21 protein-coding genes, 3 rRNA genes and 1 pseudogene (1 of these 25 cut by a window edge) are annotated in these 26,229 nt (G+C 65.8%); 19 read left to right on the plus strand and 6 right to left on the minus strand.

The features are described from left to right. The 3 genes from QP552_RS01630 to rrf (QP552_RS01640) form a co-directional block, all read left to right on the plus strand. A 23S ribosomal RNA gene (locus QP552_RS01630) occupies window positions 1-1,547 on the plus strand; it begins 1,333 nt to the left of the window's first position. 126 nt (window positions 1,548-1,673) lie between these two features. Beyond that, window positions 1,674-1,788, plus strand: a 5S ribosomal RNA gene (gene rrf / locus QP552_RS01635). A 132-nt stretch (window positions 1,789-1,920) separates the two neighbouring features. Next, window positions 1,921-2,035: ribosomal RNA gene (rrf, locus tag QP552_RS01640) — 5S ribosomal RNA — on the plus strand. 339 nt (window positions 2,036-2,374) lie between these two features. On the opposite strand, the gene QP552_RS01645 is transcribed toward rrf (QP552_RS01640), so the two are convergent. Together QP552_RS01645 and QP552_RS01650 are read right to left on the minus strand one after the other, a co-directional pair. Next, window positions 2,375-4,090, minus strand: coding sequence for a M28 family metallopeptidase (locus tag QP552_RS01645; RefSeq protein WP_106549700.1), 1,716 nt, complete (start codon window positions 4,088-4,090; stop codon window positions 2,375-2,377). An 86-nt stretch (window positions 4,091-4,176) separates the two neighbouring features. Further along, a complete protein-coding gene (locus tag QP552_RS01650; protein WP_106549701.1) occupies window positions 4,177-4,839 on the minus strand; it encodes a hypothetical protein in 663 nt (220 codons plus the stop codon). Between the two features lie 94 nt (window positions 4,840-4,933). Between QP552_RS01650 and QP552_RS01655 the strand changes: the two genes are divergently transcribed. Next, window positions 4,934-6,235, plus strand: a complete 1,302-nt coding sequence (locus QP552_RS01655; protein WP_111111334.1) for a peptidoglycan DD-metalloendopeptidase family protein — start codon at window positions 4,934-4,936, stop codon at window positions 6,233-6,235. A gap of 108 nt (window positions 6,236-6,343) precedes the next feature. Continuing rightward, complete coding sequence (locus tag QP552_RS01660; RefSeq protein WP_286074784.1) at window positions 6,344-7,780, plus strand: S41 family peptidase; 1,437 nt, start codon at window positions 6,344-6,346, stop codon at window positions 7,778-7,780. An 85-nt stretch (window positions 7,781-7,865) separates the two neighbouring features. On the opposite strand, the gene QP552_RS01665 is transcribed toward QP552_RS01660, so the two are convergent. After that, the gene (locus tag QP552_RS01665) at window positions 7,866-8,558 is read right to left on the minus strand and encodes a rhomboid family intramembrane serine protease (protein ID WP_005407784.1); all 693 of its coding nucleotides are present in this window, start codon (window positions 8,556-8,558) and stop codon (window positions 7,866-7,868) included. Window positions 8,559-8,783: 225 nt separating this feature from the next. On the opposite strand from QP552_RS01665, the gene QP552_RS01670 reads away from it, so the two are divergent. From QP552_RS01670 to QP552_RS01680, 3 genes are all read left to right on the plus strand, one after another. Then, on the plus strand, window positions 8,784-10,211 hold the full coding sequence (locus tag QP552_RS01670) for an outer membrane protein transport protein (RefSeq protein ID WP_106549704.1): 1,428 nt from the start codon (window positions 8,784-8,786) through the stop codon (window positions 10,209-10,211). A gap of 139 nt (window positions 10,212-10,350) precedes the next feature. Further along, on the plus strand, window positions 10,351-10,950 hold the full coding sequence (gene pnuC / locus QP552_RS01675) for a nicotinamide riboside transporter PnuC (protein WP_286074785.1): 600 nt from the start codon (window positions 10,351-10,353) through the stop codon (window positions 10,948-10,950). Then, window positions 10,937-12,004, plus strand: a complete 1,068-nt coding sequence (locus QP552_RS01680; protein WP_111111331.1) for an AAA family ATPase — start codon at window positions 10,937-10,939, stop codon at window positions 12,002-12,004. Before pnuC ends, QP552_RS01680 begins: the two co-directional genes overlap by 14 nt. An 88-nt stretch (window positions 12,005-12,092) precedes the next feature. Here QP552_RS01680 and putA read toward each other — a convergent pair whose 3' ends face one another. Beyond that, window positions 12,093-15,311 carry a bifunctional proline dehydrogenase/L-glutamate gamma-semialdehyde dehydrogenase PutA gene (gene putA / locus QP552_RS01685; protein WP_111111330.1) on the minus strand — a complete coding sequence of 1,073 codons (3,219 nt, stop codon included), beginning with the start codon at window positions 15,309-15,311 and terminating at the stop codon, window positions 12,093-12,095. Between the two features lie 274 nt (window positions 15,312-15,585). Here putA and QP552_RS01690 point away from each other — a divergent pair, with 274 nt between their 5' ends. The 6 genes from QP552_RS01690 (at window position 15,586) to QP552_RS01715 (ending at window position 20,472) form a co-directional block, all read left to right on the plus strand. Beyond that, entirely contained in the window at window positions 15,586-16,062 is a 477-nt protein-coding gene (locus QP552_RS01690; protein WP_004153894.1) for a DUF2244 domain-containing protein, read from the plus strand. Between the two features lie 11 nt (window positions 16,063-16,073). Beyond that, window positions 16,074-17,030: a cytochrome c oxidase subunit II gene (gene coxB / locus QP552_RS01695; RefSeq protein WP_106549708.1), complete on the plus strand. Its 957-nt coding sequence runs from the start codon at window positions 16,074-16,076 to the stop codon at window positions 17,028-17,030. 59 nt (window positions 17,031-17,089) lie between these two features. Continuing rightward, entirely contained in the window at window positions 17,090-18,697 is a 1,608-nt protein-coding gene (gene ctaD, locus QP552_RS01700; protein WP_005407790.1) for a cytochrome c oxidase subunit I, read from the plus strand. A gap of 107 nt (window positions 18,698-18,804) precedes the next feature. Next, on the plus strand, window positions 18,805-18,996 hold the full coding sequence (locus QP552_RS01705; protein WP_286074786.1) for a hypothetical protein: 192 nt from the start codon (window positions 18,805-18,807) through the stop codon (window positions 18,994-18,996). Beyond that, the gene (locus QP552_RS01710) at window positions 18,993-19,583 is read left to right on the plus strand and encodes a cytochrome c oxidase assembly protein (protein WP_286074787.1); all 591 of its coding nucleotides are present in this window, start codon (window positions 18,993-18,995) and stop codon (window positions 19,581-19,583) included. Before QP552_RS01705 ends, QP552_RS01710 begins: the two co-directional genes overlap by 4 nt. A gap of 13 nt (window positions 19,584-19,596) precedes the next feature. After that, window positions 19,597-20,472: a cytochrome c oxidase subunit 3 gene (locus QP552_RS01715; RefSeq protein ID WP_005407793.1), complete on the plus strand. Its 876-nt coding sequence runs from the start codon at window positions 19,597-19,599 to the stop codon at window positions 20,470-20,472. A 20-nt stretch (window positions 20,473-20,492) separates the two neighbouring features. Here the strand turns inward: QP552_RS01715 and QP552_RS01720 are convergent, their stop codons facing one another. Then, entirely contained in the window at window positions 20,493-20,711 is a 219-nt protein-coding gene (locus QP552_RS01720; protein WP_099551637.1) for a twin transmembrane helix small protein, read from the minus strand. 57 nt (window positions 20,712-20,768) lie between these two features. Between QP552_RS01720 and QP552_RS01725 the strand changes: the two genes are divergently transcribed. The 5 genes and pseudogenes from QP552_RS01725 (at window position 20,769) to QP552_RS01745 (ending at window position 25,093) form a co-directional block, all read left to right on the plus strand. Beyond that, on the plus strand, window positions 20,769-21,476 hold the full coding sequence (locus tag QP552_RS01725; protein ID WP_286074788.1) for an SURF1 family protein: 708 nt from the start codon (window positions 20,769-20,771) through the stop codon (window positions 21,474-21,476). 110 nt (window positions 21,477-21,586) lie between these two features. Further along, window positions 21,587-22,156 carry a hypothetical protein gene (locus QP552_RS01730; RefSeq protein WP_286074789.1) on the plus strand — a complete coding sequence of 190 codons (570 nt, stop codon included), beginning with the start codon at window positions 21,587-21,589 and terminating at the stop codon, window positions 22,154-22,156. A 10-nt stretch (window positions 22,157-22,166) separates the two neighbouring features. Next, a complete protein-coding gene (locus QP552_RS01735) occupies window positions 22,167-23,330 on the plus strand; it encodes a COX15/CtaA family protein (RefSeq protein ID WP_049426956.1) in 1,164 nt (387 codons plus the stop codon). 4 nt (window positions 23,331-23,334) lie between these two features. Then, window positions 23,335-24,228: a heme o synthase gene (gene cyoE, locus QP552_RS01740; protein WP_005407798.1), complete on the plus strand. Its 894-nt coding sequence runs from the start codon at window positions 23,335-23,337 to the stop codon at window positions 24,226-24,228. 141 nt (window positions 24,229-24,369) lie between these two features. Further along, window positions 24,370-25,093: pseudogene (locus tag QP552_RS01745) on the plus strand (calcium-binding protein). Between the two features lie 156 nt (window positions 25,094-25,249). On the opposite strand, the gene QP552_RS01750 reads toward QP552_RS01745, so the two are convergent. Further along, entirely contained in the window at window positions 25,250-26,221 is a 972-nt protein-coding gene (locus QP552_RS01750; RefSeq protein ID WP_100439850.1) for a bile acid:sodium symporter family protein, read from the minus strand. Between the last annotated feature and the right edge of the window lie 8 nt (window positions 26,222-26,229).

Below are 26,229 nucleotides of genomic sequence, written 5' to 3' on the forward strand. Positions count from 1 at the left end.
CTAAGGCGAGGACGAAAGTCGTAGTCGATGGGAAGCAGGTTAATATTCCTGCACCTCGCGTAAGTGCGATGGAGGGACGGAGAAGGTTAGGTGTACCAGGCGTTGGTTGTCCTGGGGAAAGGCGGTAGGTTTGGATCTTTGGCAAATCCGGGATCCTTTAAGACCGAGCACCGAGACGAGCCTTTATGGCGAAGTCACTGATACCACGCTTCCAGGAAAAGCTCCTAAGCTTCAGCTTACGCAGACCGTACCGTAAACCGACACAGGTGGGTAGGATGAGAATTCTCAGGCGCTTGAGAGAACTCGGGTGAAGGAACTAGGCAACATGGCACCGTAACTTCGGGAGAAGGTGCACCCTTTTTGGTGGCTCGTGCGAGCTATAGCTGAAGAGGGTCGCAGTAACCAGGCCGCTGCGACTGTTTATCAAAAACACAGCACTCTGCAAACACGAAAGTGGACGTATAGGGTGTGACGCCTGCCCGGTGCTGGAAGGTTAATTGATGGGGTCAGCCGCAAGGCGAAGCTCTTGATCGAAGCCCCAGTAAACGGCGGCCGTAACTATAACGGTCCTAAGGTAGCGAAATTCCTTGTCGGGTAAGTTCCGACCTGCACGAATGGCGTAACGACAGCGGCGCTGTCTCCACCCGAGACTCAGTGAAATTGAAATCGCTGTGAAGATGCAGCGTTCCCGTGGCAAGACGGAAAGACCCCGTGAACCTTTACTATAGCTTTACACTGAACGTTGAGTTCGTCTGTGTAGGATAGGTGGGAGGCTATGAAACTGTGGCGCTAGCTGCAGTGGAGCCATCCTTGAAATACCACCCTGTCGTGCTTGACGTTCTAACCTGGGCCCATTATCTGGGTCGGGGACCGTGTATGGTGGGTAGTTTGACTGGGGCGGTCTCCTCCTAAAGAGTAACGGAGGAGCTCGAAGGTACGCTCAGCGCGGTCGGACATCGCGCACTGTGTGCAAAGGCATAAGCGTGCTTGACTGCAAGATCGACGGATCAAGCAGGTAGGAAACTAGGACTTAGTGATCCGGTGGTTCTGTATGGAAGGGCCATCGCTCAACGGATAAAAGGTACTCCGGGGATAACAGGCTGATACCGCCCAAGAGTTCATATCGACGGCGGTGTTTGGCACCTCGATGTCGGCTCATCACATCCTGGGGCTGTAGTCGGTCCCAAGGGTATGGCTGTTCGCCATTTAAAGTGGTACGCGAGCTGGGTTCAGAACGTCGTGAGACAGTTCGGTCCCTATCTGCCATGGGCGTTGGAGATTTGAGAGGGGCTGCTCCTAGTACGAGAGGACCGGAGTGGACGAACCTCTGGTGTTCCGGTTGTCACGCCAGTGGTATTGCCGGGTAGCTATGTTCGGAAGCGATAACCGCTGAAAGCATCTAAGCGGGAAGCGCGCCTCAAGATGAGATCTCCCGGGGCACAAGCCCCCTGAAGGAACCATGTAGACTACGTGGTTGATAGGTCAGGTGTGTAAGTACAGCAATGTATTGAGCTAACTGATACTAATGATCCGTGCGGCTTGACCATATAACCTCAAGTTGCCTTGGCTTTACGACAACGTCGTAAGAGCATCCAAGTGCACGCTACGTCACAAGAACTATGCGAGGCTGGCGCCTTGTCCCATCGGGACGAGTGCGACTCTCCAAAAGCCTCCCTGGTGAAATTAGCGCTGTGGAACCACCCGATCCCATCCCGAACTCGGAAGTGAAACGCAGCTGCGCCGATGGTAGTGTGGCTCAAGCCATGCGAGAGTAGGTCATCGCCAGGGTTTACACCCAAAACCCCGCTGCTCACGCAGCGGGGTTTTTCTTATTAAGTGAAGGCATTGCTTTTCTGGATACCTTCCGCCCCAAGGGCAAGAACGCGAAGCTGGCGCTGCAAGCGCTGCTGCAACCGTCTCCCTGGTGAAATTAGCGCTGTGGAACCACCCGATCCCATCCCGAACTCGGAAGTGAAACGCAGCTGCGCCGATGGTAGTGTGGCTCAAGCCATGCGAGAGTAGGTCATCGCCAGGGTTTACACCCAAAACCCCGCTGCTCACGCAGCGGGGTTTTTCTTTGTGCGCGGGAAACGCCGGTAGTGCCGGCCACTGGCCCGCAACCCCGGTAGATCCACGTCATGCGTGGATGCTCCCCGCAAGGATCCAGGGCGCCAATCAAGGTTGGCAACTACCCGCAGCAGGCCCACACCGCAATCGTTTGCCAGTAGATCCACGCCATGCGTGGAGGCTCTCCGCGCGGAACCAAGGCACCAACCAAGGTTGGCACCCACCACTGGCGGAGCGCACAAAAAAAGCGGCGCCCCGTGGGGCGCCGCTTGAACCTCAACGATGTTCAGTCGAGCAGGGCTCGCCCTTACTTGGCCGAAGCCTTGTCCTTCATCATCGCGTCGCGGGCCGCCTTGAACGGGTTGCCCTCGTACCAGTTCGGCCAACGATCGCCACCGGCCAGTTCCTTGCCGACGCCGTACATCAACTGCAGGTCTTCGACGGTACCGTCCAGCTTCCAGGTGGACGCATCGAACTCGTCCTTCGGGCCGTGGTAACGATTGGCACCGTAGTCCGCCGCCGCCTTGCGGCCGGCGTCCACGCCACCCTCGCGCAGGTCCTCGCCACCATCGGCGTACAGGGCCGGCACGCCGGCCTTGGCGAAGTTGAAGTGGTCCGAACGGAAGTAGAAACCGCTCTGCACCGAGGTCTCACCGTGCAGCGTACGGTCCTGGGCCGCAGCCAGCGGCTTGAGGATGTCTTCCAGTTCCGAGCTGCCGAAGCCGGTGACGGTCACGTCCTTGGCGCGGCCAGCCACCGACATCGCATCGATGTTGATCACACCGGCGATCTTGTCCAGCGGGAAGGTCGGATGGGAGACGTAGTACTTCGAACCCAGCAGGCCGGACTCTTCCAGGGTCACCGCCAGGAACACCACCGAACGTTCCGGCTTCGGATCCTGGTGGGCCATGGCTTCGGCCACTTCAAGGATGCCGGCCACGCCGGTCGCGTTGTCGACTGCGCCGTTGTAGATGTTGTCGCCGGTTTCACCCTCGTGCTTGCCCAGGTGGTCCCAGTGCGCCATGTACAGCACGGCCTCGTCGGCACGCTTGCTGCCCGGCAGCACGCCCACCACGTTGCGCGACTGCTTCTGCGCGATCTGGCTCTTCAGGTCGACCGCGGCGGTGGCCTTCAGCGGCACCGGCTTGAAGCCGCGCTTGCTCGCATCCTTGTAAGCCTGCGCCAGGTCCAGGCCGGCACCGGCAAACAGCGCCTTGGCCGCGTCGGCACTCAGCCAGCCCTGCACCGGAATACGGGCTTCCGGGTCATCCTTGGCCGGCAGGTCGTACTGCGGGCCGGCCCAGGAGTTCTTCACCACGTCCCAGCCATAGGAGGCACCGGCGGTGTCATGCACGATCAGCGCCGCGGCGGCGCCCTTGCGGGCGGCCTCCTCGAACTTGTACGTCCAGCGGCCGTAGTAGGTCATGCGCTTGCCGTCGAACAGCTTCGCGTCGTCGACGTGGAAGCCCGGATCGTTGACGAACATCACGACCGTCTTGCCCTTCCAGTCCTGGCCGGCATAGTCGTTCCACTTCTGCTCCGGCGCATCGACACCGTAGCCGACGAACACCAGGTCGCTGGCATCGACCTTCACCTCGGCCTGGCCGGTACGGGTGCCGACCACCATGTCGGTGCCGAACTTCAGCTCGGTGGTCTTGCCACCCTGGGTGATCTTCAACACGGTCGATGCGTCGGCCGTGGTCTCGGTCATCGGCACGTCCTGGAACCAGCTGTCACCGTTGCCCGGCTGCAGGCCGATGCGCTGCATCTGGTCGCGGATGTAGTTGACCGTCAGTTCCTCGCCCTTGCTGCCCGGGGCGCGGCCTTCGAATTCATCCGAGGCCAGGGTCTTGACCATCTCGGCGAAGTCGCCGGCGTTGATCTCCGGGGAGAACTGATGAGCCGCCGGCTTCGCGGCAGCGGTGTCGGTGGCCGGTGCAGGCGCGGCGGCCGGCGTGTCTTCGCCTTTGCAGGCACTGAGCGCGGCCGCGGCGGCCAGGCACAGGAGGAGTTTGCGGGGCATCGTCGATTCCTGGAAAACAAAGGGCGGCCGCACGTCGTGCACGGCCGGTATCAGCGAGTATCACCGAACCGGGCGGTCCGGTGCGCTCAGTCCGCCGGGGCGGTTTCGGTGTCGAACGGGATCGGCTCGGCGCCGGTGACCGGCCCGATGCGGGCGGTGCGATGCACGTACAGCACCACCTCGCGTTCGAACTGGAGGGGGCCGTTGACCACGGCATTCGGGCCGACGATCACACGCGGCTTGCGGCTTGCGGTGAGCGAGACGCTGAAGTTCGGCTTGCGCACGTGCACACCGCCGTTGACCTGGGAACCGATGCCGACGGTGATGTCACCGTTGACGGTCTCCACATCCTTGCCGACGCGGCTTTCGACCAGGCCGATGCCACCGTTCACGGTCTCGACGCCGCCTTCGATCTGGCTGCCGCGATCGGTGAAGATGCTGCCGTTGACGGTGCTGACGCTGCCGTGTGCAATCACCTCGCGGCCCAGGCGTACCCCGCCGTTGACCGTTTCAATCTTGCCGGTACGTGCACGGTCGGCCACCTTGACCCCGCCGTTGACGGTGTCGATGCTGCCGGTCTCGACGCCTTCACCAACCCGGATGCCGCCGTTGACGGTATCCAGCTTGCCGTAGCGCTGGCCAGGTTCGGCGCTGATGCTGCCGTTGACCTTGCTGATGTTGTCCTGGGCACCGGCCGGGCCGGCAACGAACAGGACGCCCAACAACAGCGGAATGGAAAGAGTTTTCATGGGACCTCGATGGATGTGCGGCTGGCAGGCCGCGTGCGGAGATGTCACCATTCCCCGGTACCCCCTGCAACTGCCTGAAGTCACTGGAAAGCCCTTGCGCAACAACGCCTTCCCATCACGCCGACATCACATCGCTGCTGCCCGCAGCGGGCGCTGCCTGCTGTTGGGGCTGGCCATCGCCTTGGCGCTGCCACTACAGGGCGCCGCGCAGACCACCCGCGAGACCGAGCGCAAGCTGCAGAAGCTGCGCACCGAGCTGAAAGGCGTGGCGCAGGAGCGGCGGCAGATTGAAGGCCAGCGTGGCCAGGCGTCGCAGCAGTTGCGCGAGGCCGACGAGAAGGTGGCCCGCACCGGCCGTGCACTTGCGCAGACGGAAACCGCGCTGCGCGAGCAGGGCCGCGCCCTGGCCGAAGCCGAACAGCGCCGCAACACCCTGCAGACCAACCTGGCCCAGCAGCACCGCGAACTGGCCGGGCTGTTGCGCGCGGCGTATCAGCTTGGCAACCACGCACCGCTGAAGCTGCTGCTGTCGCAGGACACGGTGGCCGATGCCAACCGCGCCCTGGCCTACCATCGCTACCTGCAGCGCGAGCGCGCGCAGCGCATCACCACGCTGACCGCCGACCTGAAGGAACTGGAAGCGGTGCAGGCGCAGATCGCCGAGCGCAAGCAGAAGCTGCAGGGGGCGCAGCAGGACCAGAAGCAGCAGGCGGCCGCCCTGGAAGCCGACCGCCGCGATCGCGCAAAGACGGTGGCCTCGCTGGACGAACGCTTCAAGGACCAGCGCGAGAAGGAGCAGGCACTGGGCCAGGACGCCAAGGCACTGGAAACGCTGCTGGCCAACCTGCGTGCCGCCGCGGCCCGGGCCGAAGCCGAGCGCCGCGCCGCCGCGCGTCGAGCAGCCGCTGAAAAGGCCGCTGCCGAGCGTGCCGCACGCCAGGCCGCCGCGCAGGGCCGTCCGCCACCGCCGCCCACCAAGGTCCCGCCTGCCGTGGCTTCCGCGCCGGCGCCGAAGGTCGGTGGCCTGGGCTGGCCGTTGTCGGGCAACCTGTTGGCCCGCTACGGCGGCAAGCTGCCCGACGGCCGCACCAGCAGCGGTGTGCTGATCGGCGCGCCCGCCGGCAGCACCGTCACCGCCGTGGCCGACGGCACCGTGGTGTTCTCCGACTGGATGACCGGCTACGGCATGATCCTGATCGTCGATCACGGCAACGGCTACATGAGCCTCTACGCGCACAACGACACCCTGCTGAAGGATGCGGGTGCCCGGGTCAGCCGCGGCGATGCGGTGGCCAAGGTCGGCAACTCGGGTGGGCAAGGCGTCACCGCGCTGTATTTCGAGCTGCGTCGTGGTGGGCAGCCGGTCAACCCGGACAGCTGGCTGCAGCGGCGCTGAATCCGGCATCGCCGCGTGCGGGTCGGATTCAACGGGAATTTAGCTGTGCTTCGCGCATAATCGGTGCATGTGCCTTGGGCACGATGCCAACGTCGACAGGAGTGATCCATGCGCGCAGCCCGTACCGCCACCCTCTTGCTGGCCCTGTTGCCGGCGCTGTCCTGGGCGCAGCAGACCGCGCCCGCCCCGAGCCAGGAAACCAGCGGGCAGGCAGCGAACAGCGAGGAGGCGGTGACCTCGAAGGTGCCGCTGGAGGACATCCGCCGCTTCGTGGCGGTGTACAACGCGGTGCGTGCCGCTTATGTCGACCCGGTTGATGACAAGAAGCTGATGCAGTCGGCGGTGCGCGGCCTGCTGCTCGACCTCGACCCGCACAGCACCTATTTCAACAAGGAAGACGCGCAGGCCTTCGACGACCAGGCCAACGGCGCCTACGAAGGCATCGGCGTGGAGCTGCAGCAGCAGCCCGACAACGCCAGCATGAAGGTGATCTCGCCGATCGACGACACGCCGGCGGCCAAGGCCGGCATCCTCGCCGGTGACCTGATCATCGCCATCGACGGCAAGCCGATCAGCGCAATTGATGCGAGCGAACCGTTGCGTGGCCCGGCCGGCAGCAAGGTGGTGCTGACCATCGTGCGTGCGGGCAAGCCGAAGCCGTTCGACGTCAGCCTCACCCGCCAGACCATCCGCGTGACCAGCGTGCGCAGCCGCCTGTTGGAGCCGGGCTATGGCTACATCCGCCTGAGCACCTTCCAGGCCGACACCGGGTCGGACTTCCAGAAGCACGTGCAGCAGCTGCAGAAGCAGTCCGGTGGCCAGCTCAAGGGCCTGGTGCTGGACCTGCGCAGCAACCCGGGTGGACTGCTGACCGCCGCCGTGCAGGTGGCTGACGATCTTCTCGACAAGGGCAACATCGTCAGCACCCGCGGCCGCATCAGCATCAGCGATGCACGGTTCGATGCGACCCCGGGCGACCTGCTGAAGGGCGCGCCGGTGGTGGTGCTGGTCGATGCCGGTTCGGCCAGTGCCTCGGAAGTGCTGGCCGGCGCGTTGCGCGACAACAAGCGCGCGCGCGTGGTCGGCAGCCGCACCTTCGGCAAGGGCTCGGTGCAGACCGTGCTGCCGCTGGACAACGGTGACTCGGTGAAGCTGACCACCGCGCGTTACTACACGCCCAGCGGCAAGTCGATCCAGGCCACCGGCATCGTGCCGGAGGTCGAATTCAAGCCTGCCGCGCGCCCCGAAGATGACGCGTTGCCGGCCAGCCTGAGCGATTACAGCGAAGCGACCCTGCCGGGGCATCTGCGTGGCGACGACGAAGGCACCGAGGGCTACCACGCTGGCGCGGTACTGCCGGGCGACGGTCCGATCAACGACGCGCTGGCCGAACTGAAGAATCCCGGTTCGGTGGCTGCACGGTTGAAGGCCGAAGCGGCGAAGGCAGATGCGGCCAAGGCCGCGAAGGCCGCTGCGGCGAAGCCGGAAGCAAAGCCGGAAGCCAAGCCGGAAGCAAAGCTGGCACCGGCGCCGGCCAAGCCCTGACGGTAGCGCCGGGCCATGCCCGGCGTCGGCTCAAGGGCGGAAGAAGAAAACGAATGCCGGCCAGCGGCCGGCACGACCGGGGCGGTCAGAACCCGTGCCGCTTGCGCAGCCGGCGCGCGATCGCCGCACGAACATAGACCCCGTACACCAGGCCAAACACGAAGCCGCCGATGTGGGCCCACCAGGCCACCATGCCGAAGCTCGGGCCGATATGGGCGAACACCACCTGCAGCGCGGCCCATACGCCGATCAGCAGGTAGGCCGGGGCCCGCACGAACTCCAGGAACAGGCCGAGCGGGATCACCACGCCCAGCCGCGCCCCCGGGAACAGGGCCAGGTAGGCGCCGATCAGTGCCGAGACCGCGCCACTGGCACCGATGATGATCTGGTCCGGGCTGCCCATGGTGTAGATGGCCACCAGGTTGGACACCGCGCCGCCGACCAGGAACAGCAGCAGCAACCGCCACGGGCCCAGCACGCGCTCGGCGGGCAGGCCGAAGATCAGCAGGAAGACCAGGTTGCCCAGCAGATGCGACCAGTCCGCATGCAGGAACAGGGCGGTGAACAGGCGCAGCACGCTGCCGTCCTGCAGCGTCGCCCACCAGTCGAGCGGGTGGGTCAGGCCGGTGGACAGGGCGCCCCAGTCCAGCCAGAGGCTGCCGCGGGCATCGTCCGGGCGCGAGATCGACCACAGGAACGCCAGCCACAGTGCCGCAAACAGCACGGGCGTGGCCCAGCGCAGGGCCGCCTTCTTGCGCGACGGGAGGGAGACGAACATGGCACTAGCCTAGCGTGCGGGCGCTTGCGACGGGGATTGTCCTGTTCAGCTTTTGAGACGAAAAAACCGCCTGCGCCGTTATTGTTTCATTAACGGCTCTGGGTAATACTCGCATACGGCGTCGTATGTCGGGAGGGGAATCCGGCGCGCTTCGACGGGCCCCCGGGCCTGGCGGGCGCAGGCGCACTCAGAGCACCATCACCGCTTACCGGAGAGAGAACTACGATGCAAACCGCTTCCACCATTGCCCGTCTGACCCTGCTGGCCGTCGGCGTTGCCGGTGCGCTGGCCGCCGCCGACGCCAACGCCGCCGCCTTCCAGCTGAAGGAAAACAGCGCCAAGGGCCTCGGCCGCGCGTTCGCCGGCTCCACCTCCGCCGAAGGCGACGCCTCGGTCATCGCCACCAACCCGGCCTCGATGCGCCTGCTCGACGGCACCATGCTGCAGGGCGACGTCAGCGCCATCAGCTTCGGCGCCAAGTTCCGTGGCAAGGGCCAGTACGGCAACGGCGCTCCGATTTCCGGCGGCAACGGCGGCGACGCCGGCATGATCGCCCCGGTCCCGGCGGCGTACTTCCACCTGCCGTTCGGCGAGAAGGAGAACATGCACTTCGGCGCCTCGCTGACCGTGCCGTTCGGCTTCAAGACCGAATACGACCGTGACTGGGTCGGCCGCTACAACGGCGTCAAGACCGAGCTGCAGGCGATCGACCTGGGCGTGGCGTTCTCCTACGACGTCAACCCGTACCTGTCGTTCGGTGCGTCGGTGTTCGCCGAGCGCCTGAACGTCGACCTGACCAGCGCCGTCGATACCGGCACCGCGATCAACGCCACCGCCCAGCGCACCGCTGCGGCGCGTGTCCTGGCTGCCGGTGGCACCGCAGCCCAGGCTGCAGCCGCTTCGCAGGCCGCAGCACGCCAGGCCGCCCAGCTCGGCTTCTCGCCGGGCACCGCCGATGGCTACCTGCGCATCAAGGGCGACGAAGTGTCGGTCGGCTACACCCTGGGCATGACTGTCAGCCCGGTGGAAGGCACCAACATTGCCTTCAGCTACCGCTCGAAGGTCGAGCACAAGATCACCGACGGCAAGGCTGACTTCACCATCCCGCAGAACGCTGCCGCCTTCCTGGCCACGGCCGCCCCGGGCACCTTCATCGACAGCAACGGCCGCGCCACCATCACCCTGCCGGCCAGCGCCACCATGAGCGTCTCGCACCGCGTGAACGACCAGTGGAAGATCATGGCCGACGTTTCGCGCACCGCGTGGAGCAAGTTCGACCAGGTCACCGTCGACTATGACTCCAACCAGCCGGACAGCGTGCTGCCGTTCCACTACCGTGACACCACCTTCGCGTCGATCGGTACCGAGTACCGCATGAACGACAAGCTGACGCTGCGCGGCGGCCTGGCCTACGACCAGACCCCGACCACCGACGCCCACCGTGACGTGCGCGTGCCGGACACCACCCGCAAGTGGCTGTCGCTGGGCCTGACCTACGCGGCTTCGGAGAAGATGGAATACAGCGTGGGCTACACCCACCTGTTCACCAAGGATCCGGACATCACCTCGACCTCGGCCACGGCCAACACCGTGATCGGCAAGTACAAGGTCAGCGGCGACGTGCTGGCGGCTTCGATGCAGTACAAGTTCTGATTCGGGCGATTGCCTGAAGCAGCACACGGAAGGCCCCGCGCAAGCGGGGCTTTCTTTTTTTGTGGGCTTCGGGCCATCCACGCATGGCGTGGATCTACCGGCAGACACGCGTAGCGCGCGGATCGATGACAATAGCGCCATGAACCTGTCCGACCCGAACTTCCAGCTGGAGCTGGCTGCCAACATCGCCGTCGCCGGCTCGATCCTGCTGGCCGGCCGCAACAACGTGCACACCTGGTGGCTGGGCATCGTGGGCTGCGCGCTGTTCGCCGCGGTGTTCGAGCGTTCGCACCTGTATGCGGACATGGTGCTGCAGTTCTTCTTCATCGCCATCAGCGTGCTGGGCTGGTGGCAGTGGCTGCGCGGCGATCATGGTGCACCGCTGCAGATTACTTCATTGCGGCCGCGCGCCTGGGCCTGGCTGGCGCCGCTGGCGGTGGTGGCCACCTTCGGCTACGGCTGGATGCTGACCCGCTTGACCAACGCCTACGCGCCGTACATCGATTCGGCGGTGCTGGTACTGAGCGTGATCGCGCAGATCCTGATGATGCGCCGCAAGCTGGAATCGTGGTGGGTGTGGCTGCTGGTGAATACCGTGGCGGTGCCGCTGTACTACAGCCGAGGCCTGCACCTGACCTCGATCCTCTACATCGGTTTCTGGATCAACGCGCTGGTCGCCCTGCGCCACTGGCGCAAGCTGATGCGGACCGAGGCCAGGGCAGCCGATGCCGCTGCCTGAGCGCGTTGCGCGGGGCCTGGTGGTGGGCAAGTTCTGCCCGCTGCACCTCGGCCACGAACGCCTGATCGAATTTGCCGCCACACGCTGCACGCAGCTGCTGGTGATTGGCTGGTCGCAGCCGGGCTTCCCAGGCTACAGCGCCGCGCGTCGTGAGCGCTGGCTGCGAGCGCGATTCCCGCAGGCCACGGTGGCGGTGCTCGATGATGCGCGACTGGCGGCATTGTGCGCCCAGCAGGGGGTGCCGGTTCGCAGACTGCCGCAGGACAGCGACAACGAGCAGGTGCAGCGCGCATTCACGGCCTGGCTGTGCCTGAACCTCTTCGGAGGGGCAGTGCAGGCGGTGTACACCGGTGAGGACTATGGCGATGGCTTCGCGCAGGCGCTGTCGGCGCACTTCGACGCGCCGGTGCGCCACGAACGGCTGGAGCGCACGCGTGATGTCGGCCAGGCCAGTGGCACCCAGTTACGTGCTGACCCACATGCGTGCCGCGAGGGCCTTTCACCGGAGGTGTACGCCGGATACGTGCAGCGCATAGCCTTCATCGGCGGCGAGTCCAGCGGAAAGACAACCCTCGCGCGGAGGCTGGCCGAACGCCTGCACACCACCTGGGTACCGGAGTTCGGCCGCACGCTGTGGGAGCAGCAGGGTGGCGAACTGCTACCAGAGGATCTGCTGCACATCGCAATGACACAGCCGCGGCACGAAGACGAGGCCGCGCGGCGCGCGCAGCGCTGGCTGTTCTGCGATACCACGCCGCTGGTGACGCTGGGTTACAGCGGATGGATGTTCGGTACCGCACCGGAACCGCTGCTGCAGGCCGCGCGACGAAGGTACGACCTGTTGTTCCTGTGTGCACCGGATATTCCGTTCGACCAGGACGGCACCCGCGTGGGCGAGGCGTTCCGGGCGCAGCAGCATGCGTGGTATCTGCAGCAGTTGCAGGTAGCAGGTGTCGCGTATGTGCTGCTGGAAGGCGATCTGGAGACGCGCATCGCGCGTGTGCAGAGCGAGCTGGCGAAGCGGGCAGACAACCGGATCAGTGTGGCGGCATGATCGTCGCCGGGCACGGCCCGGCGCTACCGGTAAACCACAAAAAACCCCGCTTTCGCGGGGGTTTTCGTTTACCGCAGCAACCGGGTGATCAGTCGCCCAGGGTCAGCAGCGAGGCGTTGCCACCAGCGGCGGTGGTGTTCACCGTCACCGTCTTTTCGGTGGCGAAACGCAGCAGGTAGTGCGGGCCGCCGGCCTTCGGGCCGGTGCCGGACAGGCCCTGGCCGCCGAACGGCTGCACGCCGACCACCGCACCGATCTGGTTGCGGTTGACGTAGACGTTGCCGACGTGGACGCCGTTGCTGATGCGGTCGACGGTCTCGTCGATGCGCGAATGCACGCCCAGGGTCAGGCCGTAGCCGGTGGCGTTGATCTGGTCGATCACCGCATCGAGCTGGTCGCCCTTCCAGCGGATCACGTGCAGCACCGGCCCGAAGATTTCCTTGTGCAGCTGGCCCAGGTCCTTCAGTTCATACGCGCGCGGTGCGAAGAAGGTGCCGTTGGCCGCTTCGGTGGACAGCTCGGCGGCGGCGATCAGGCGTGCTTCGCGGTCCATGCGCGCGGCGTGGTCCTGCAGGATCTTCAGCGCATCGGCGTCGATCACCGGGCCGACGTCGGTGGACAGCAGGCCCGGGTTGCCGACCTTCAGTTCCTTCATCGCGCCGGCCAGCATGGTCATCACCTTGTCGGCGATGTCGTCCTGCACGAACAGCACGCGCGCGGCCGAGCAGCGCTGGCCGGCGGAGGTGAAGGCCGAACCGATCGCGTCCTTGACCAGCTGTTCCGGCAGCGCCGAGGAGTCGGCGATGAAGGCGTTCTGGCCGCCGGTCTCGGCGATCAGTACGCCAATGGCGGCATCACGTGCGGCCATCGCGCGGTTGATCGCACGGGCGGTCTCGGTGGAGCCGGTGAAGGCGACGCCGGCCACGCGCGGATCGGCGGTCAGCGTGGCACCCACGGTGGCGCCGTCGCCGGGCAGGTACTGCACCACCTCGGCCGGCACGCCGGCGTCGTGCAGCAGCTTCACGGCGTAGTAGCCGATCAGGTTGGTCTGCTCGGCCGGCTTGGCGATGACGCTGTTGCCGGCTGCGAGTGCAGCGGCCACCTGGCCCAGGAAGATCGCCAGCGGGAAGTTCCACGGGCTGATGCAGACGAACACGCCGCGGCCATGCAGCTGCAGTTCGTTGGATTCACCGGTCGGGCTCGGCAGCTTCTCGGCGTGGCTGAACTGCTCGCGCGCCTGCTTGGCGTAGTAGCGAAGGAAGTCCACCGCTTCGCGCACTTCGGCGATGCTGTCGGGCAGGCTCTTGCCGGCTTCCTTCACGCACAGCGCCATGAATTCCGGCATGCGTGCTTCCAGCTGGTCGGCGGCGTGCTCGAGGATGGCGGCGCGGCTGGCGGCCGGGGTGCGGTTCCAGGCCGGCTGCGCGGCCACGGCATTGGCCAGGGCCTTCTGCACGGTGGCGGCGTCGGCGGCCAGCCACTGGCCGACCACTTCGCGGGTGTCGGCCGGGTTGGTCACCGGCAGCGCGGCGCCGGCCGGGTTCGCACCCGGTACCAGCGGAGCGGCCTGCCAGGGCTTCACGGCGGCGTTGATCTGCTCGGCCAGGGCGCGCAGTTCGTTGTCGTTGGCGAGGTTGGCGCCCATGGAGTTCTTCCTGTCGTGGTTCTGGCTGCGCAGCAGGTCAACCGGCAGCGGGATCTTGGGATGCGGAATCGATGCGAACGAGGCGACCATCTCGACCGGATCGCGGATCAGGTCGGCGATCGGCACGCGCTCGTCGGTGATGCGGTTGACGAAGCTGGAATTGGCGCCGTTTTCCAGCAGGCGGCGCACCAGGTACGGCAGCAGGTCTTCATGCGAACCGACCGGCGCATACACGCGGCAGGGCAGGCCAAGGCGGTCGGCCGGCACCACTTCGGCGTACAGGTCGTCACCCATGCCGTGCAGCTTCTGGTGCTCGTACACGCCACCGTTGGCGATGCTGCGCACCGCGGCAATGGTATGCGCGTTGTGCGTGGCGAACATCGGGTAGATCGCATCGGCATGCGTGAACAGGCGCTTGGCGCAGGCCAGGTAGGAGACGTCGGTGTTCTGCTTGCGGGTGAACACCGGGTAGCCCGGATAGCCTTCGATCTGCGCGCGCTTGATCTCGGCATCCCAGTAGGCGCCCTTGACCAGGCGCACCTGCAGGCGGCGACCGGCGCGGCGCGCCATGTCGGCCAGGTGGTCGATCGTGTACGGGGTGCGCTTCTGGTAGGCCTGCACGACCACGCCGAAGCCATCCCAGCCGGCCAGCGAGGCGTCGGAGAACACCTGCTCGATGATGTCCAGCGACAGTTCCAGGCGGTCGGATTCTTCGGCGTCGACGGTGCAGCCGATGCCGTAGCTCTTGGCCAGCTGTGCCAGTTCCAGCACGCCCGGCACCAGGTCCTTCAGCACGCGCTCGCGCTTGGCGTGCTCGTAGCGCGGGTACAGCGCCGACAGCTTGATCGAGATGCCCGGTGCGTTGTTGACGTCGCCGTCCGGACGGCCGCCACGTGCCTTGTGATCGCCGCCGATGGCGTGGATCGCACGACGGTAGTCTTCCAGGTAGCGCAGCGCGTCCTTCATGGTCAGCGCGCCTTCGCCCAGCATGTCGAACGAGTAGCGATAGCTGGCGTTGTCGCCCTTGTGCGAGCGCGACAGCGCTTCGCTGATGGTGCGGCCCATGACGAACTGGTGGCCCATGATCTTCATGGCCTGGCGCACGGCCAGGCGCACCACCGGCTCACCGACGCGGCCGACCAGGCGCTTGAACGCGCTGGGCGCATCGGCGCGGGTGGCGTCGTTCATCTGCACCAGCTTGCCGGTCAGCATCAGGCCCCAGGTGGAGGCGTTGACCAGCACCGAGTCGCTGCCGCCCAGGTGCTTTTCCCAGTCGGCATCGGCCAGCTTGTCGCGGATCAGCTTGTCGGCGGTGTCCTGGTCCGGAATGCGCAGCAGCGCCTCGGCCACGCACATCAGCAGCACGCCTTCCTCGCTGCCCAGGTCGTACTGGCGCATGAAGGCTTCGATCGCGCCCTGGTCCTTGGCACGCACGCGCACGCGGCCGACCAGGTCGGCGGCCAGTGCCTGCACCTTGGCCTGCTCGTCGGCGGGCAGGCGGGCCTGCGCCAGCAGCTCGCGGACGTGGCTGGCCTCGTCCTTCAACCAGGCATCGGTGATGGCCTGGCGGAACGGGTTGGGGGGCGCCGGCAGTTCCGGCGACAGCAGCGCGCCGGGACGCGGGGCGTCGTGCGCGGCAGGGGAGGAAGAAGGTGCGTTCATGCCGGTCCGGCCAGTGGAAAACTTGGCGATTTTAAACATTTTTGCGGCCTTCGGAAGTGCCGCACAGACACCTTCATGAAGGGCTGATAGCCCCTAACGGTGGTGGATTCGGCGTGTTCATAAATCCTGCCGATATTTGTGCCGAATTCGTCATTCGCGCCGCCGACCTCATGCTGTGTTGCAGCATCGGAAAAAGTGTGAATGCACCCTTGCTACCGGCGAGAGGGCGGGGCTACCATCGAGACGTTTCCCGCGGCAGGAACGCGGTTGCGACATGATCGAGGTGCTTCCAGCTCCGGATGGGTCAGGTACGCAGCTGCGGCTGCGTCCCCCACGGGCGCTCGATGCCCGGCAGTTCGTCCTGTTGTTCACCGTGTTGTCGGGTGCGATGTGGCTGGTGTCCGCCCTCGGGTGGTTGGCCGGCAATGCATTCGCCCCCCTGTTCGCGCTGCTGTACAGCCTGGTGCTGGCGGCGGCGCTGCGTGCCTTGTGGCGCAGCGGAGAACGGCAGGAGGAGATCCGGGTAGTGCCGGCGTACGTGGAGGTCATTCCCGTACCCGGTGGATCGCCGGTGTTCCGGGCCCACCCCCACTGGGTGCGCCTGCTCACCGACGATGAGAGGGTCCGGCTGGCATCCAGCGGCCGGCAGGTGGAGGTGGGGAGTTTCCTCGCGCCGGCCGAACGTCAGACGCTCGCAGAGACACTTGAAAGCTTGCTCGCCGCCAGCGATGGCGGCAACCGACGACGCTAAGGGTCTAGGCAATGAAGCAAAGCAGCAGGTGGGGCACGAAGTGCGTGAACGCGGTTGCCGCAGTGCTGGCGACCGGGGGACTGATGCCGGCGTTGGCCTGGGCCCAGGCGGCCGATCCCAAGCCGTGGCAGCTGAACATGGGCAAGGGGGTGACCCAGACCTCGCGCCTGGCCTGGGAATCGAACAACCTCTCGTTGATCATCTGCACGGTGATCGGCGTCATCGTGTTCGGGGCGATGGCCTACGCCATTTTCAAGTTCCGCAAATCCAAGGGCGCGGTCGCCGCCACCTTCAGCCACAACACCAAGGCCGAGATCATCTGGACGGTGATCCCGGTGATCATCCTGATCGTGATGGCATGGCCGGCCACGGCCAACCTGATCAAGATGTACGACACCCGCGATGCCGAGATGACGGTGAAGGTCACCGGCTACCAGTGGATGTGGAAGTACGAATACCTCGGCGAGAACGTCACCTTCACCAGCCGCCTGGACCGCGAGTCGGATCGGGTGCGGCAGAGCGGCATCGTGCCGACCCGCGAGAGCCATCCGCACTACCTGCTGGACGTCGACAACCGGCTGGTGCTGCCGGTCGATACGAAGGTGCGTTTCGTCATCACTTCCGACGACGTGATCCACGCCTGGTGGGTGCCGGCGCTGGGCTGGAAGCAGGACGCCATCCCCGGTTTCATCAATGAAGCCTGGACCAGCATCGAGCAGCCCGGTGTGTACCGCGGGCAGTGCGCCGAGCTGTGCGGCAAGGACCACGGCTTCATGCCGATCGTGGTCGAGGCGGTGTCCAAGGAAGACTTCAAGCAGTGGCTGGCGCAGCGCAAGCCTGCACCGCCGGCCGAGCCCGCTTCCCCTGCGGCACCTGCAGAACCGGCTGCACCTGCGAGCGAAGCACCGGCAGCACCGGCGGCCGCCGAAGCCGGCAGCGCACCTGCCACCGCAGCCAGCGGCGCGTGATGTAAAGCCCGCGGCCGCTCGCGGCCGTGGTGACAACCGATTCTGAGAGGTGTTTTGCAATGGCGCACTCGGCAGTTGGGCACGACGATCACCATCACCACCAGAGCTTCTTCGAGCGTTGGTTCTTCTCGACCAACCACAAGGACATCGGCACGCTGTACCTGGGTTTCAGCTTCATCATGTTCATCATCGGTGCGGCGATGAGCGTGGTGATCCGCGCCGAGCTGGCGCAGCCCGGCCTGCAGTTCGTCAAGCCCGAGTTCTTCAACCAGATGACCACCGTGCATGCGCTGGTGATGATCTTCGGCGGCGTGATGCCGGCCTTCGTCGGCCTGGCCAACTGGATGATCCCGCTGCAGATCGGGGCGCCGGACATGGCACTGCCGCGCATGAACAACTGGTCGTTCTGGCTGCTGCCGGTGGCCTTCAGCCTGCTGCTGCTGACCCTGTTCCTGCCCGGTGGTGCACCGGCCGGTGGCTGGACCCTGTACCCGCCGCTGTCGCTGCAGGGCGGCTACAACGTCGCCTTCAGCGTGTTCGCCATCCATGTGGCCGGCATCAGTTCGATCATGGGCGCGATCAACATCATCGCCACCGTGCTGAACATGCGCGCGCCGGGCATCGACCTGCTGAAGATGCCGATCTTCTGCTGGGCCTGGCTGATCACCGCGTTCCTGCTGATCGCGGTGATGCCGGTGCTGGCCGGCGCGGTGACCATGCTGCTGACCGACAAGTTCTTCGGCACCAGCTTCTTCAACGCCGCCGGTGGCGGTGACCCGGTGATGTACCAGCACATCTTCTGGTTCTTCGGGCATCCCGAGGTCTACATCATGATCCTGCCCGCGTTCGGCGTGGTCAGCGAGATCATCCCGACCTTCAGCCGCAAGCCGCTGTTCGGCTACCAGGCGATGGTGTACGCCACCGCTGCGATCGCGTTCCTGTCGTTCATCGTCTGGGCCCACCACATGTTCACCGTGGGCATGCCGCTGGGTGGCGAGATCTACTTCATGTTCGCCACCATGCTGATCTCGATCCCGACCGGCGTGAAGGTGTTCAATTGGGTCAGCACGATGTGGCGCGGTTCGCTCACGTTCGAGGCGCCGATGCTGTGGTCGGTGGCCTTCGTCATCCTGTTCACCATCGGCGGCTTCTCCGGCCTGATGCTGGCGATCGTGGCGGCGGACTTCCAGTACCACGACACCTACTTCGTGGTCGCCCACTTCCACTACGTGCTGGTGACCGGCGCGGTGTTCGCGCTGATTGCGGCGGTGTACTACTGGTGGCCGAAGTGGACCGGGCGCATGTACAGCGAGAAGTGGGCCAAGGTGCATTTCTGGTGGTCGATCGTGTTCGTCAACCTGCTGTTCTTCCCGCAGCACTTCCTCGGCCTGGCTGGCATGCCGCGCCGCATTCCTGATTACAGCGTGGCGTTTGCCGACTGGAACCTGATCAGCTCGATCGGTGCGTTCGGCATGTTCGTCACGCCATTCATGATGGCCGCGATCCTGCTGTCCTCGCTGCGCAACGGCGAGAAGGCCGAAGCGCGCAGCTGGGAAGGCGCGCGTGGCCTGGAATGGACGCTGCCGTCGCCGGCACCGGCGCATACCTTCACCACGCCGCCGACCATCCGCCCGGGCGACCTGGCGCATGACGACATCACGCACTGAGGTGGGGCATGCATAACGAGAGCCCGCTCCCGATCGGTAGAGTCGACTGTCAGTCGACTCGTGAAGTGCAGCCGGCAGGTAGAGTCGACTGTCAGTCGACTCGCCAGGTGCAGCCGACTAACAGTCGGCTCTACCAAAACCAAAACCAAAGCCAAAGCCAAAGCCAAAGCCAGACCGAAGCCCAACGCCAAGGCATCGAACAGCAACGCCAGCGCGCCAGGCGCACCGCCCTGTGGGTCGGCGCCATCGCGGTGCTGGTCTACGTCGGCTTCATCCTCAGTGGGGTGATCGGCCGATGAGCGAGGCACCGGCCACCACGACCTCACGCAGTGCCGGGCTGCCGCGCCTGATCGGCGTGGCGGTGGCGGTGTTCCTGCTCACGTTCTCGCTGGTGCCGCTGTATCGCATTGCCTGCGAGAAGGTATTCGGCGTGCGCCTGGAGCGCGGCCCCGGTGGCGAAGCCAGTGCGGCTGCGGCGGCCGGCAAGCGCACTGTGCGCGTGGAGTTCGATGGCGGCGTCAATTCGCGCCTGCCGTGGTCGTTCCATCCCGAACAGCTGACCATGGACGTGGTGCCGGGCGAGCTCAACGAAGCGTTGTACTTCGCCCGCAATGACAGCCAGCAGGCGGTGGTCGGCAGTGCGGTGCCCTCGGTGGCACCGGCGCGCGCGTCGGGTTTCTTCAGCAAGACCGAATGCTTCTGTTTCACCGCGCAGACGCTGCAGGCCGGCGAGAAGCGCGACATGCCGGTGCGCTTCATCGTCGATCCGGACCTGCCGCCGGAGATCAGGACGATCACCTTGTCCTACACCTTCTACCGCAACGACGCGTTGTCCGATCGGCTGGCTCCGGCCGCCACCTCGGAAGGCGCGCACGCCGCACCCTGACCCGGATACCGACATGGCCCAGACACCGACCGACGCCAACGTGTACTTCGTCCCGGCCCAGAGCAAATGGCCGTTCGTGGGTTCCATCGCGATGATGGTGACCATGGTGGGCGTGGCCAGCTGGCTCAACGATGCCAGCTGGGGACGCTGGACGTTCTACATCGGCATCGCGATGCTGGTGCTGACCCTGTTCTGGTGGTTCAGCGACGTGGTGCGCGAATCGCAGGCCGGCAACTACAACCACCAGGTCGATGGCTCGTTCCGGATGGGGATGATCTGGTTCATCTTCTCCGAGGTGATGTTCTTCGGCGCCTTCTTCGGCGCGCTGTTCTACACCCGCAACCTGGGCCTGTCGTGGCTCAGCGGCGAAGGCCGCGGGGTGATGACCAACGAGCTGCTCTGGCAGGGCTATTCCGCCGGTTGGCCGACCAACGGCCCGGCGGCGATCGGTGGCGCCTTCCAGACCATCCCGGCCTGGGGCCTGCCGCTGATCAACACGCTGATCCTGCTGACCTCCGGCGTGACCCTGACCATCGCCCATCACGCGCTGAAGGCGGGCAACCGCCGCCAGCTGCTGATCTGGCTGGGCCTGACCGTGGTGCTCGGCCTCGGCTTCCTCACCCTGCAGGCGGAGGAGTACATCCACGCCTACAAGGAACTGAACCTGACGCTCGGTTCGGGCATCTACGGTTCGACGTTCTTCATGCTGACCGGCTTCCACGGCGCGCACGTGCTGCTGGGCACGATCATGCTGATCGTGATGTGGTTGCGTTCGGCCAAGGGACACTTCACCCGCGACAACCATTTCGGCTTCGAAGCCGCCGCGTGGTACTGGCACTTCGTCGACGTGGTGTGGCTGATGCTGTTCCTGTTCGTCTACGTGCTTTGATCGCGCACGCGTCGGTGGCCTCAGCCGCCGATGCCGTGCGGTTTGATCCAGCCCATGTAGATGCTCACGATCACCAGTACGATCAAGGCCACCGACACCGCGATGCGGCGCGTCAGTGCATTGACCGTGCGCTTGGTCTGGCCGCGGTCGACCACCAGGTAATACAGGCCGGCGCCCAGGTTCCAGACGATGACGATCAGAAACGCGATTACCAGCAGGGTCTTCAGCGAATCACTCATGCGCGGCTCGAGGGCAGGGTGGATGTGCCTATCTGACCGCGTTTGCGCGGACTTGTCATGATGCGCCAGCACACGCGCGTGCTCGGATGGCTGCTGGCGGTGCTGGCAATGGCCGGTTTCACCGCATTGGGACTGTGGCAGCTGCAGCGCATGCATGCCAAACAGGCAATGTTGGATGCACAAGGTCCAGCCGCAGCGCAGGTACTGTCGTTGGCACAGGCGCTCGCCGCACCCGGCGCGTTGCATGGCGTGGCCGATCACGGTCGCTTCCTTCCCGGCGTGGTGCTGCTGGACAACCAGACCCGGCACGGCCGCGCGGGCGTGAAGATCTACCGCCCATTCCGTAGTGACGAGGGCAGCGTGCTGCTGGTCGATCTGGGATGGCGTGCGTTGCCGCCGGATCGCGCCCTGCCGGAGCTGCCCGCACCGCCTTCGCCGGTGGCCGTGCGTGGCCTGCTGGCACCGCCGCCATCGGCCGGATTGGCACTCGGTCCCGCGTTCTCCGCCACGGGGGAAGTGGGCCGCTGGCTGGCCAGCCGGTTGCCGGCCGAAGGCCTGGCCCGCGCGCTGGGGGTGCAGTCACTTCCCGATCGTGTGCTGCGCCTGGACCCGGCGCTGCCATTCGGTGACGAGCGCGACCTGGACCTGCTGCCGAACACGCTGCCACCGCAGCGCCACCTGGGCTACGCCGTGCAGTGGTTTGGGCTGGCCCTGACCGTGCTGGTGGTGGCGCTGGTGCTGGAATGGCGCCGGCGGCAGCGTTGACCGGCTCCGGAGGGTGCCGACCTTGGTCGGCACCATCTCCCCCGACCAAGGTCGGGGGCTACCAGAGCGTCGACCGCTTCCTTCCACCCAACCATGAGAAAATGCCCCGCATGAACACTGCTACGTCCCCGCAGGCGCGCGGCTCCGGCCGCCGGACCCTGGTGCTGCTGTTTGCCGTGTTCTTCGGGGCGATGGCGCTGGCTGCCGTGCTGCGCTTCTCTGGCTGGCAGCCCACTGGGCACCGCAATGCCGGCCAGCTGCTGAAGCCGCCGGTGGACCTGCGCCAGCAGCGCCCGACCCTGGCCACTGGCCAGGCCTACCCGTGGAACCCCGAGGCCCGGACCTGGCGCCTGCTGGTGGCACCGGCTGGAGCCTGCGACGCGCAGTGCGTCACTTTGTCGCAGGGACTGGGCAAGGTGTGGCAGCTGTTCGGCCATAACGCCGATAATGTCGATATTCTGTGGCTGGGTACGCCACCGGCGTCGATCGCCTCGCTGCCCGCGCTGCGGCCGCTGGCTCCGTCGCCAGCCCTGCGCGCGGCATTGCCGGGCGTTGATGATCCGGCGGGACTGCCGGTCTACGTGATCGATCCGAACGGCTTCGTGATCATGCGCCATGCCCCCGGCAGTGACCTGGGTGGCCTGCGCAAGGACATGGCCACGTTGCTGAAACTGAAGTGAGTCCCGTTTGATGAGCCTTTCCGCGCGTCCGGCGCTGCACCGCAATTTCCACCGCCTGGCGTGGTTCGCCATGATCATGACCGCGAGCACGATCATGTTCGGCGCCTTCGTGCGCCTGTCCGATGCCGGCCTGAGCTGCCCGGACTGGCCGACCTGCTATGGCCAGGCCACCTGGCCGCAGCACGTGGAAGAGACCATTGGCCACCCGGCGGCGGAGATCCGCCCGCTGGAAACCCACAAGGCCTGGCGTGAGCAGGTGCACCGCTTCCTGGCCGGCGCGCTGGGCATCGAGATCCTGACCCTGGCGCTGCTGGCCACGCGCAAGCGGCGATTCGGAAGCACGGCGGTGGTGACTGCCTGCGTGCTGGTGGCCGCCGGCATACCGCTGTACATGATGGGCTGGCATGGCACCGCCAGCGCCTTGGCGCTGATAGGCGAGGCGATCCTGCTGATCGCCGCGCTGCGCTGGAGCAACATCGACCTGGCCCGCGCTGCCCTGCTGACCCTGGCGGTGGTGATCTTCCAGGCCCTGCTGGGCATGTGGACGGTGACCCTGCTGCTCAAGCCCATCGTGGTGATGGGCCACCTGCTGGGCGGCATGCTGATGTTCGCGCTGCTGGTGTGGATGGCCTGGCGCGCCACGCACATGCCGATCACCCTGGCCGAGGCGCCGAAGCTGAAGTGGCTGCTGCGCATCGGCGTTGCGGTGCTGGTCACCCAGATCGCACTGGGCGGTTGGGTCAGTGCCAACTACGCGGCGCTGGCCTGCGGCGGCGGCAGTGCATCGCTGGACAATTTCCCGCGCTGCGCCAACCAGTGGTGGCCGCAGCACAACTTCGTCGAAGGCTTCACCCTGTGGCGTGGCATTGGCGTGGACTACGAAGGGGGCGTGCTGGATGGTGCCTCGCGTATCGCCATCCAGATGGCGCACCGCCTGTTCGCGGTGGTGGTGGCCGTCTACCTGCTGTGGCTGGGCGTTCGCCTGTTCCGACTGCCGAGCATGCGTGGCTGGGCCAGCGCGCTCATCGTGCTGCTGGTGCTGCAGGTCACCCTCGGCATCCTCAATGTGAAGCTTGCGCTGCCGCTGGAAGTGGCGGTGGCCCACAACGGCGTGGCCGTTGCCCTGTTGTTCGTGCTGGTCAGCCTGCTGGCCCGCCTGCGTGCCCCGGACTGATTCCATGTTTTCCAATTACCGCCAGTACTGGGACCTGACCAAGCCCAAGGTCGTCGCCCTGATCGTCTTCACTGCCCTGGTCGGCATGGTCCTGGCCATTCCGGGCGTGCCCAGCTGGGAGCAGGTGCGCGCCGGCGTGCTCGGTTTCCTCGGCATCTGGCTGGCGGCCTCGGCCGCCGCCGCCATCAACCAATTGCTGGATGCGCACATCGATGCGCAGATGGCGCGCACCTCGTGGCGTCCGCTGGTGGTGGGCAAGGTCAAGCCGTGGCAGGTGCTGGTGTTCGCCGGCGTGCTGATCGTGTTGTCGATGACCATCCTGGTGCTGTGGGTGAACCTGATCACCGCAGTGCTGACCTTCGCCTCGCTGATCGGCTATGCGGTGATCTACACCGTGTACCTGAAGCGCGCGACCTCGCAGAACATCGTCATCGGTGGCCTGGCCGGCGCAATGCCGCCGATGCTGGGCTGGGCCGCGGTGACCGGCATGCAGGGCTCGTCGGACTGGGCGTACTCGTCGCTGCTGGTGCTGATCATCTTCATCTGGACGCCGCCGCACTTCTGGGCGCTGGCGATCTTCCGCCGCGAGGACTACGCCAAGGCGGAAATCCCGATGCTGCCGGTGACCCATGGCGTGGTGCACACCCGCAAGCAGATCATGGTGTATTCGGTGGTGCTGGCGCTGGTCTGCCTGCTGCCGTACCTGGTGGGCATGAGCGGCGCGTTCTACCTGGGCGGCGCGATCGTGCTCAATGCCGTGTTCCTCTGGTACGCCTGGCGCATGCTGAACCCGCCGGACGAACTGTTCTCGATGAAGATGTTCTATTACTCCATCGTGTACCTGATGGCGCTGTTCGCCTTCCTGCTGGTCGACCACTGGATCCTGCCCTGGTTGTAAAGCGCCACCTGTAGAGCCGAGCCCATGCTCGGCTGAGGGGTGGTTGGAAGAGCAGCCGAGCGTGGGCTCGGCTCTACACTTGATCTCTTCCAGCGGCGTCGCCATTGCTGTTCCTGACCCCAAGGAAAGGAAGGAGCAGGGATGCATTCGATCTTCCGCTGGACAGCCGCGCTGATGCTGGCGCTGGGGATGGCCTTCAGTGCGCATGCCGACGACAATGCCGCGCAGATCCGCCAGCACGCCGGTGATCACCGCCTGCTGGTACTGGGCGAATTCCACGGTACCCGCGAGACACCGCTACTGGTTCGGGAACTGATGGAGGCCTACGCAGCCGATGGCACACCGGTGCGGTTGGCATTGGAGCTGCCGACTGACGAGAACGCCGCGCTGGCGACCTACCTGGCGTCTTCCGGCACGGTCAAGGCGCGCGCTGCGTACCCGGGGGCGCGACGTGCAGGTATTCGGTTTTGATCGCGTGCTGCCTGCCGAAACGGCGGGTAGTGGGGCACGCGACCGGGCGATGGCCGAAGAGGTCCGCGTGCGCGCAAAGGCATTGCCGAACAATGCACGGCTGCTGGTGCTGACCGGCAACGTACATGGCATGCGTACGCAGCCGAAGATGATTGCGTACCCGCCGATGACAGCACTGCTGAAGGATGTGGAGCTTTACAACGTGCGTATCGAGGCGCGTGGCGGGGAAGGCTGGGGCTGTGTCGCCCCTGGACGTTGCGAAACGCGCCAGCTGCCGGGGCACGCCGGAACATCGCCCAGGGTGGATACCGGTGCTGACCGCAGCTATGACTTAAGGGTATGGCTGCCGCGATTCAGCGTGGCGCGGTTGCTGGACAGCGATTCGGTCTGGTGATCATCCACGCATGGCGTGGATCTACCTGCGCCGTTCAACCGCCAGCCGAGCATGGGCTCGGCTCTACAGTAGATCCACGCCATGCGTGGATGTTTTCCCGCAGCAGCCCGCACGTCCAGTAGATCCACGCCATGCGTGGATGCGTTCCCGGTCGGGTCAGGGCTTGCGCCGCGCATACCGCTGCGCGATCACACCGCAGACGATCAGCTGGATCTGGTGGTAGATCATCACCGGCAGCACGATCGCGCCCAGGCTGCCACCAGCAAACAGCACCTTGGCGATCGGTACGCCCGTGGCCAGGCTCTTCTTCGAGCCGCAGAACACGATGGCGATCTCGTCCTCGCGGTTGAAGCGCAGGCGGCGGGCGATGAAGGTGATCAGCGGCATGGCGATGCCCAGCAGCACCGCGGCCACCACTGCCACGGCCAGCAACGACAGCAGCGGCGTCTTGCTCCACAGCCCTTCGGTCACCGCCTCGCCGAACGCCGAGTACACCACCAGCAGGATGGTGGCCTGGTCGGTGTAGCGCAGCAGTGCGCGCTGCCGCTCCACCCAGCCGGCAATCCACGGCCGCAGCAGGTGGCCAGCCACGAACGGCACCAGCAGCTGCAGCATGATGCCGCCAATCGCATGCAGCGGGTCGTGCACGCCGCCGGAGGTGCCGGCCAGCGCGGTCAGCAGCAGCGGGGTCAGGAATACCCCCAGGATGCTCGACAGCGAGGCGCTGCATACGGCGGCCGGCACATTGCCGCGGGCCATCGAGGTGAACGCGATGGACGACTGCACGGTGGACGGCAGGGTGCACAGGAACAGCACGCCCAGGTACAGCTCTGGGGTCAGCAGCCAGCCCGACAACGGCTTGAACATCAGCCCCAGCAGCGGGAACAGGATGAAGGTGCAGGCCAGGATGGTCAGGTGCAGCCGCCAGTGCAGCATGCCGCCGATGATCGACTCACGTGGCAGGCGTGCGCCATGCAGGAAGAACAACGCCGCGATGGCGACCGTGGTGACATCGTCGAGGACGATGGCGGCGGCGCCCTTCATCGGCAGCAGGGAGGCCAGGCCGACGGTGCACAGCAGGGCGAGGGTGAAGTTGTCCGGTCGCAGGCGCGACCACCAGCGGGTCATGGTGGGCA

The sequence above is a fragment of the Stenotrophomonas sp. 59 genome (genome assembly GCF_030291095.1).
In the GTDB taxonomy this organism is placed as follows: Bacteria; Pseudomonadota; Gammaproteobacteria; order Xanthomonadales; family Xanthomonadaceae; genus Stenotrophomonas; species Stenotrophomonas maltophilia_Q.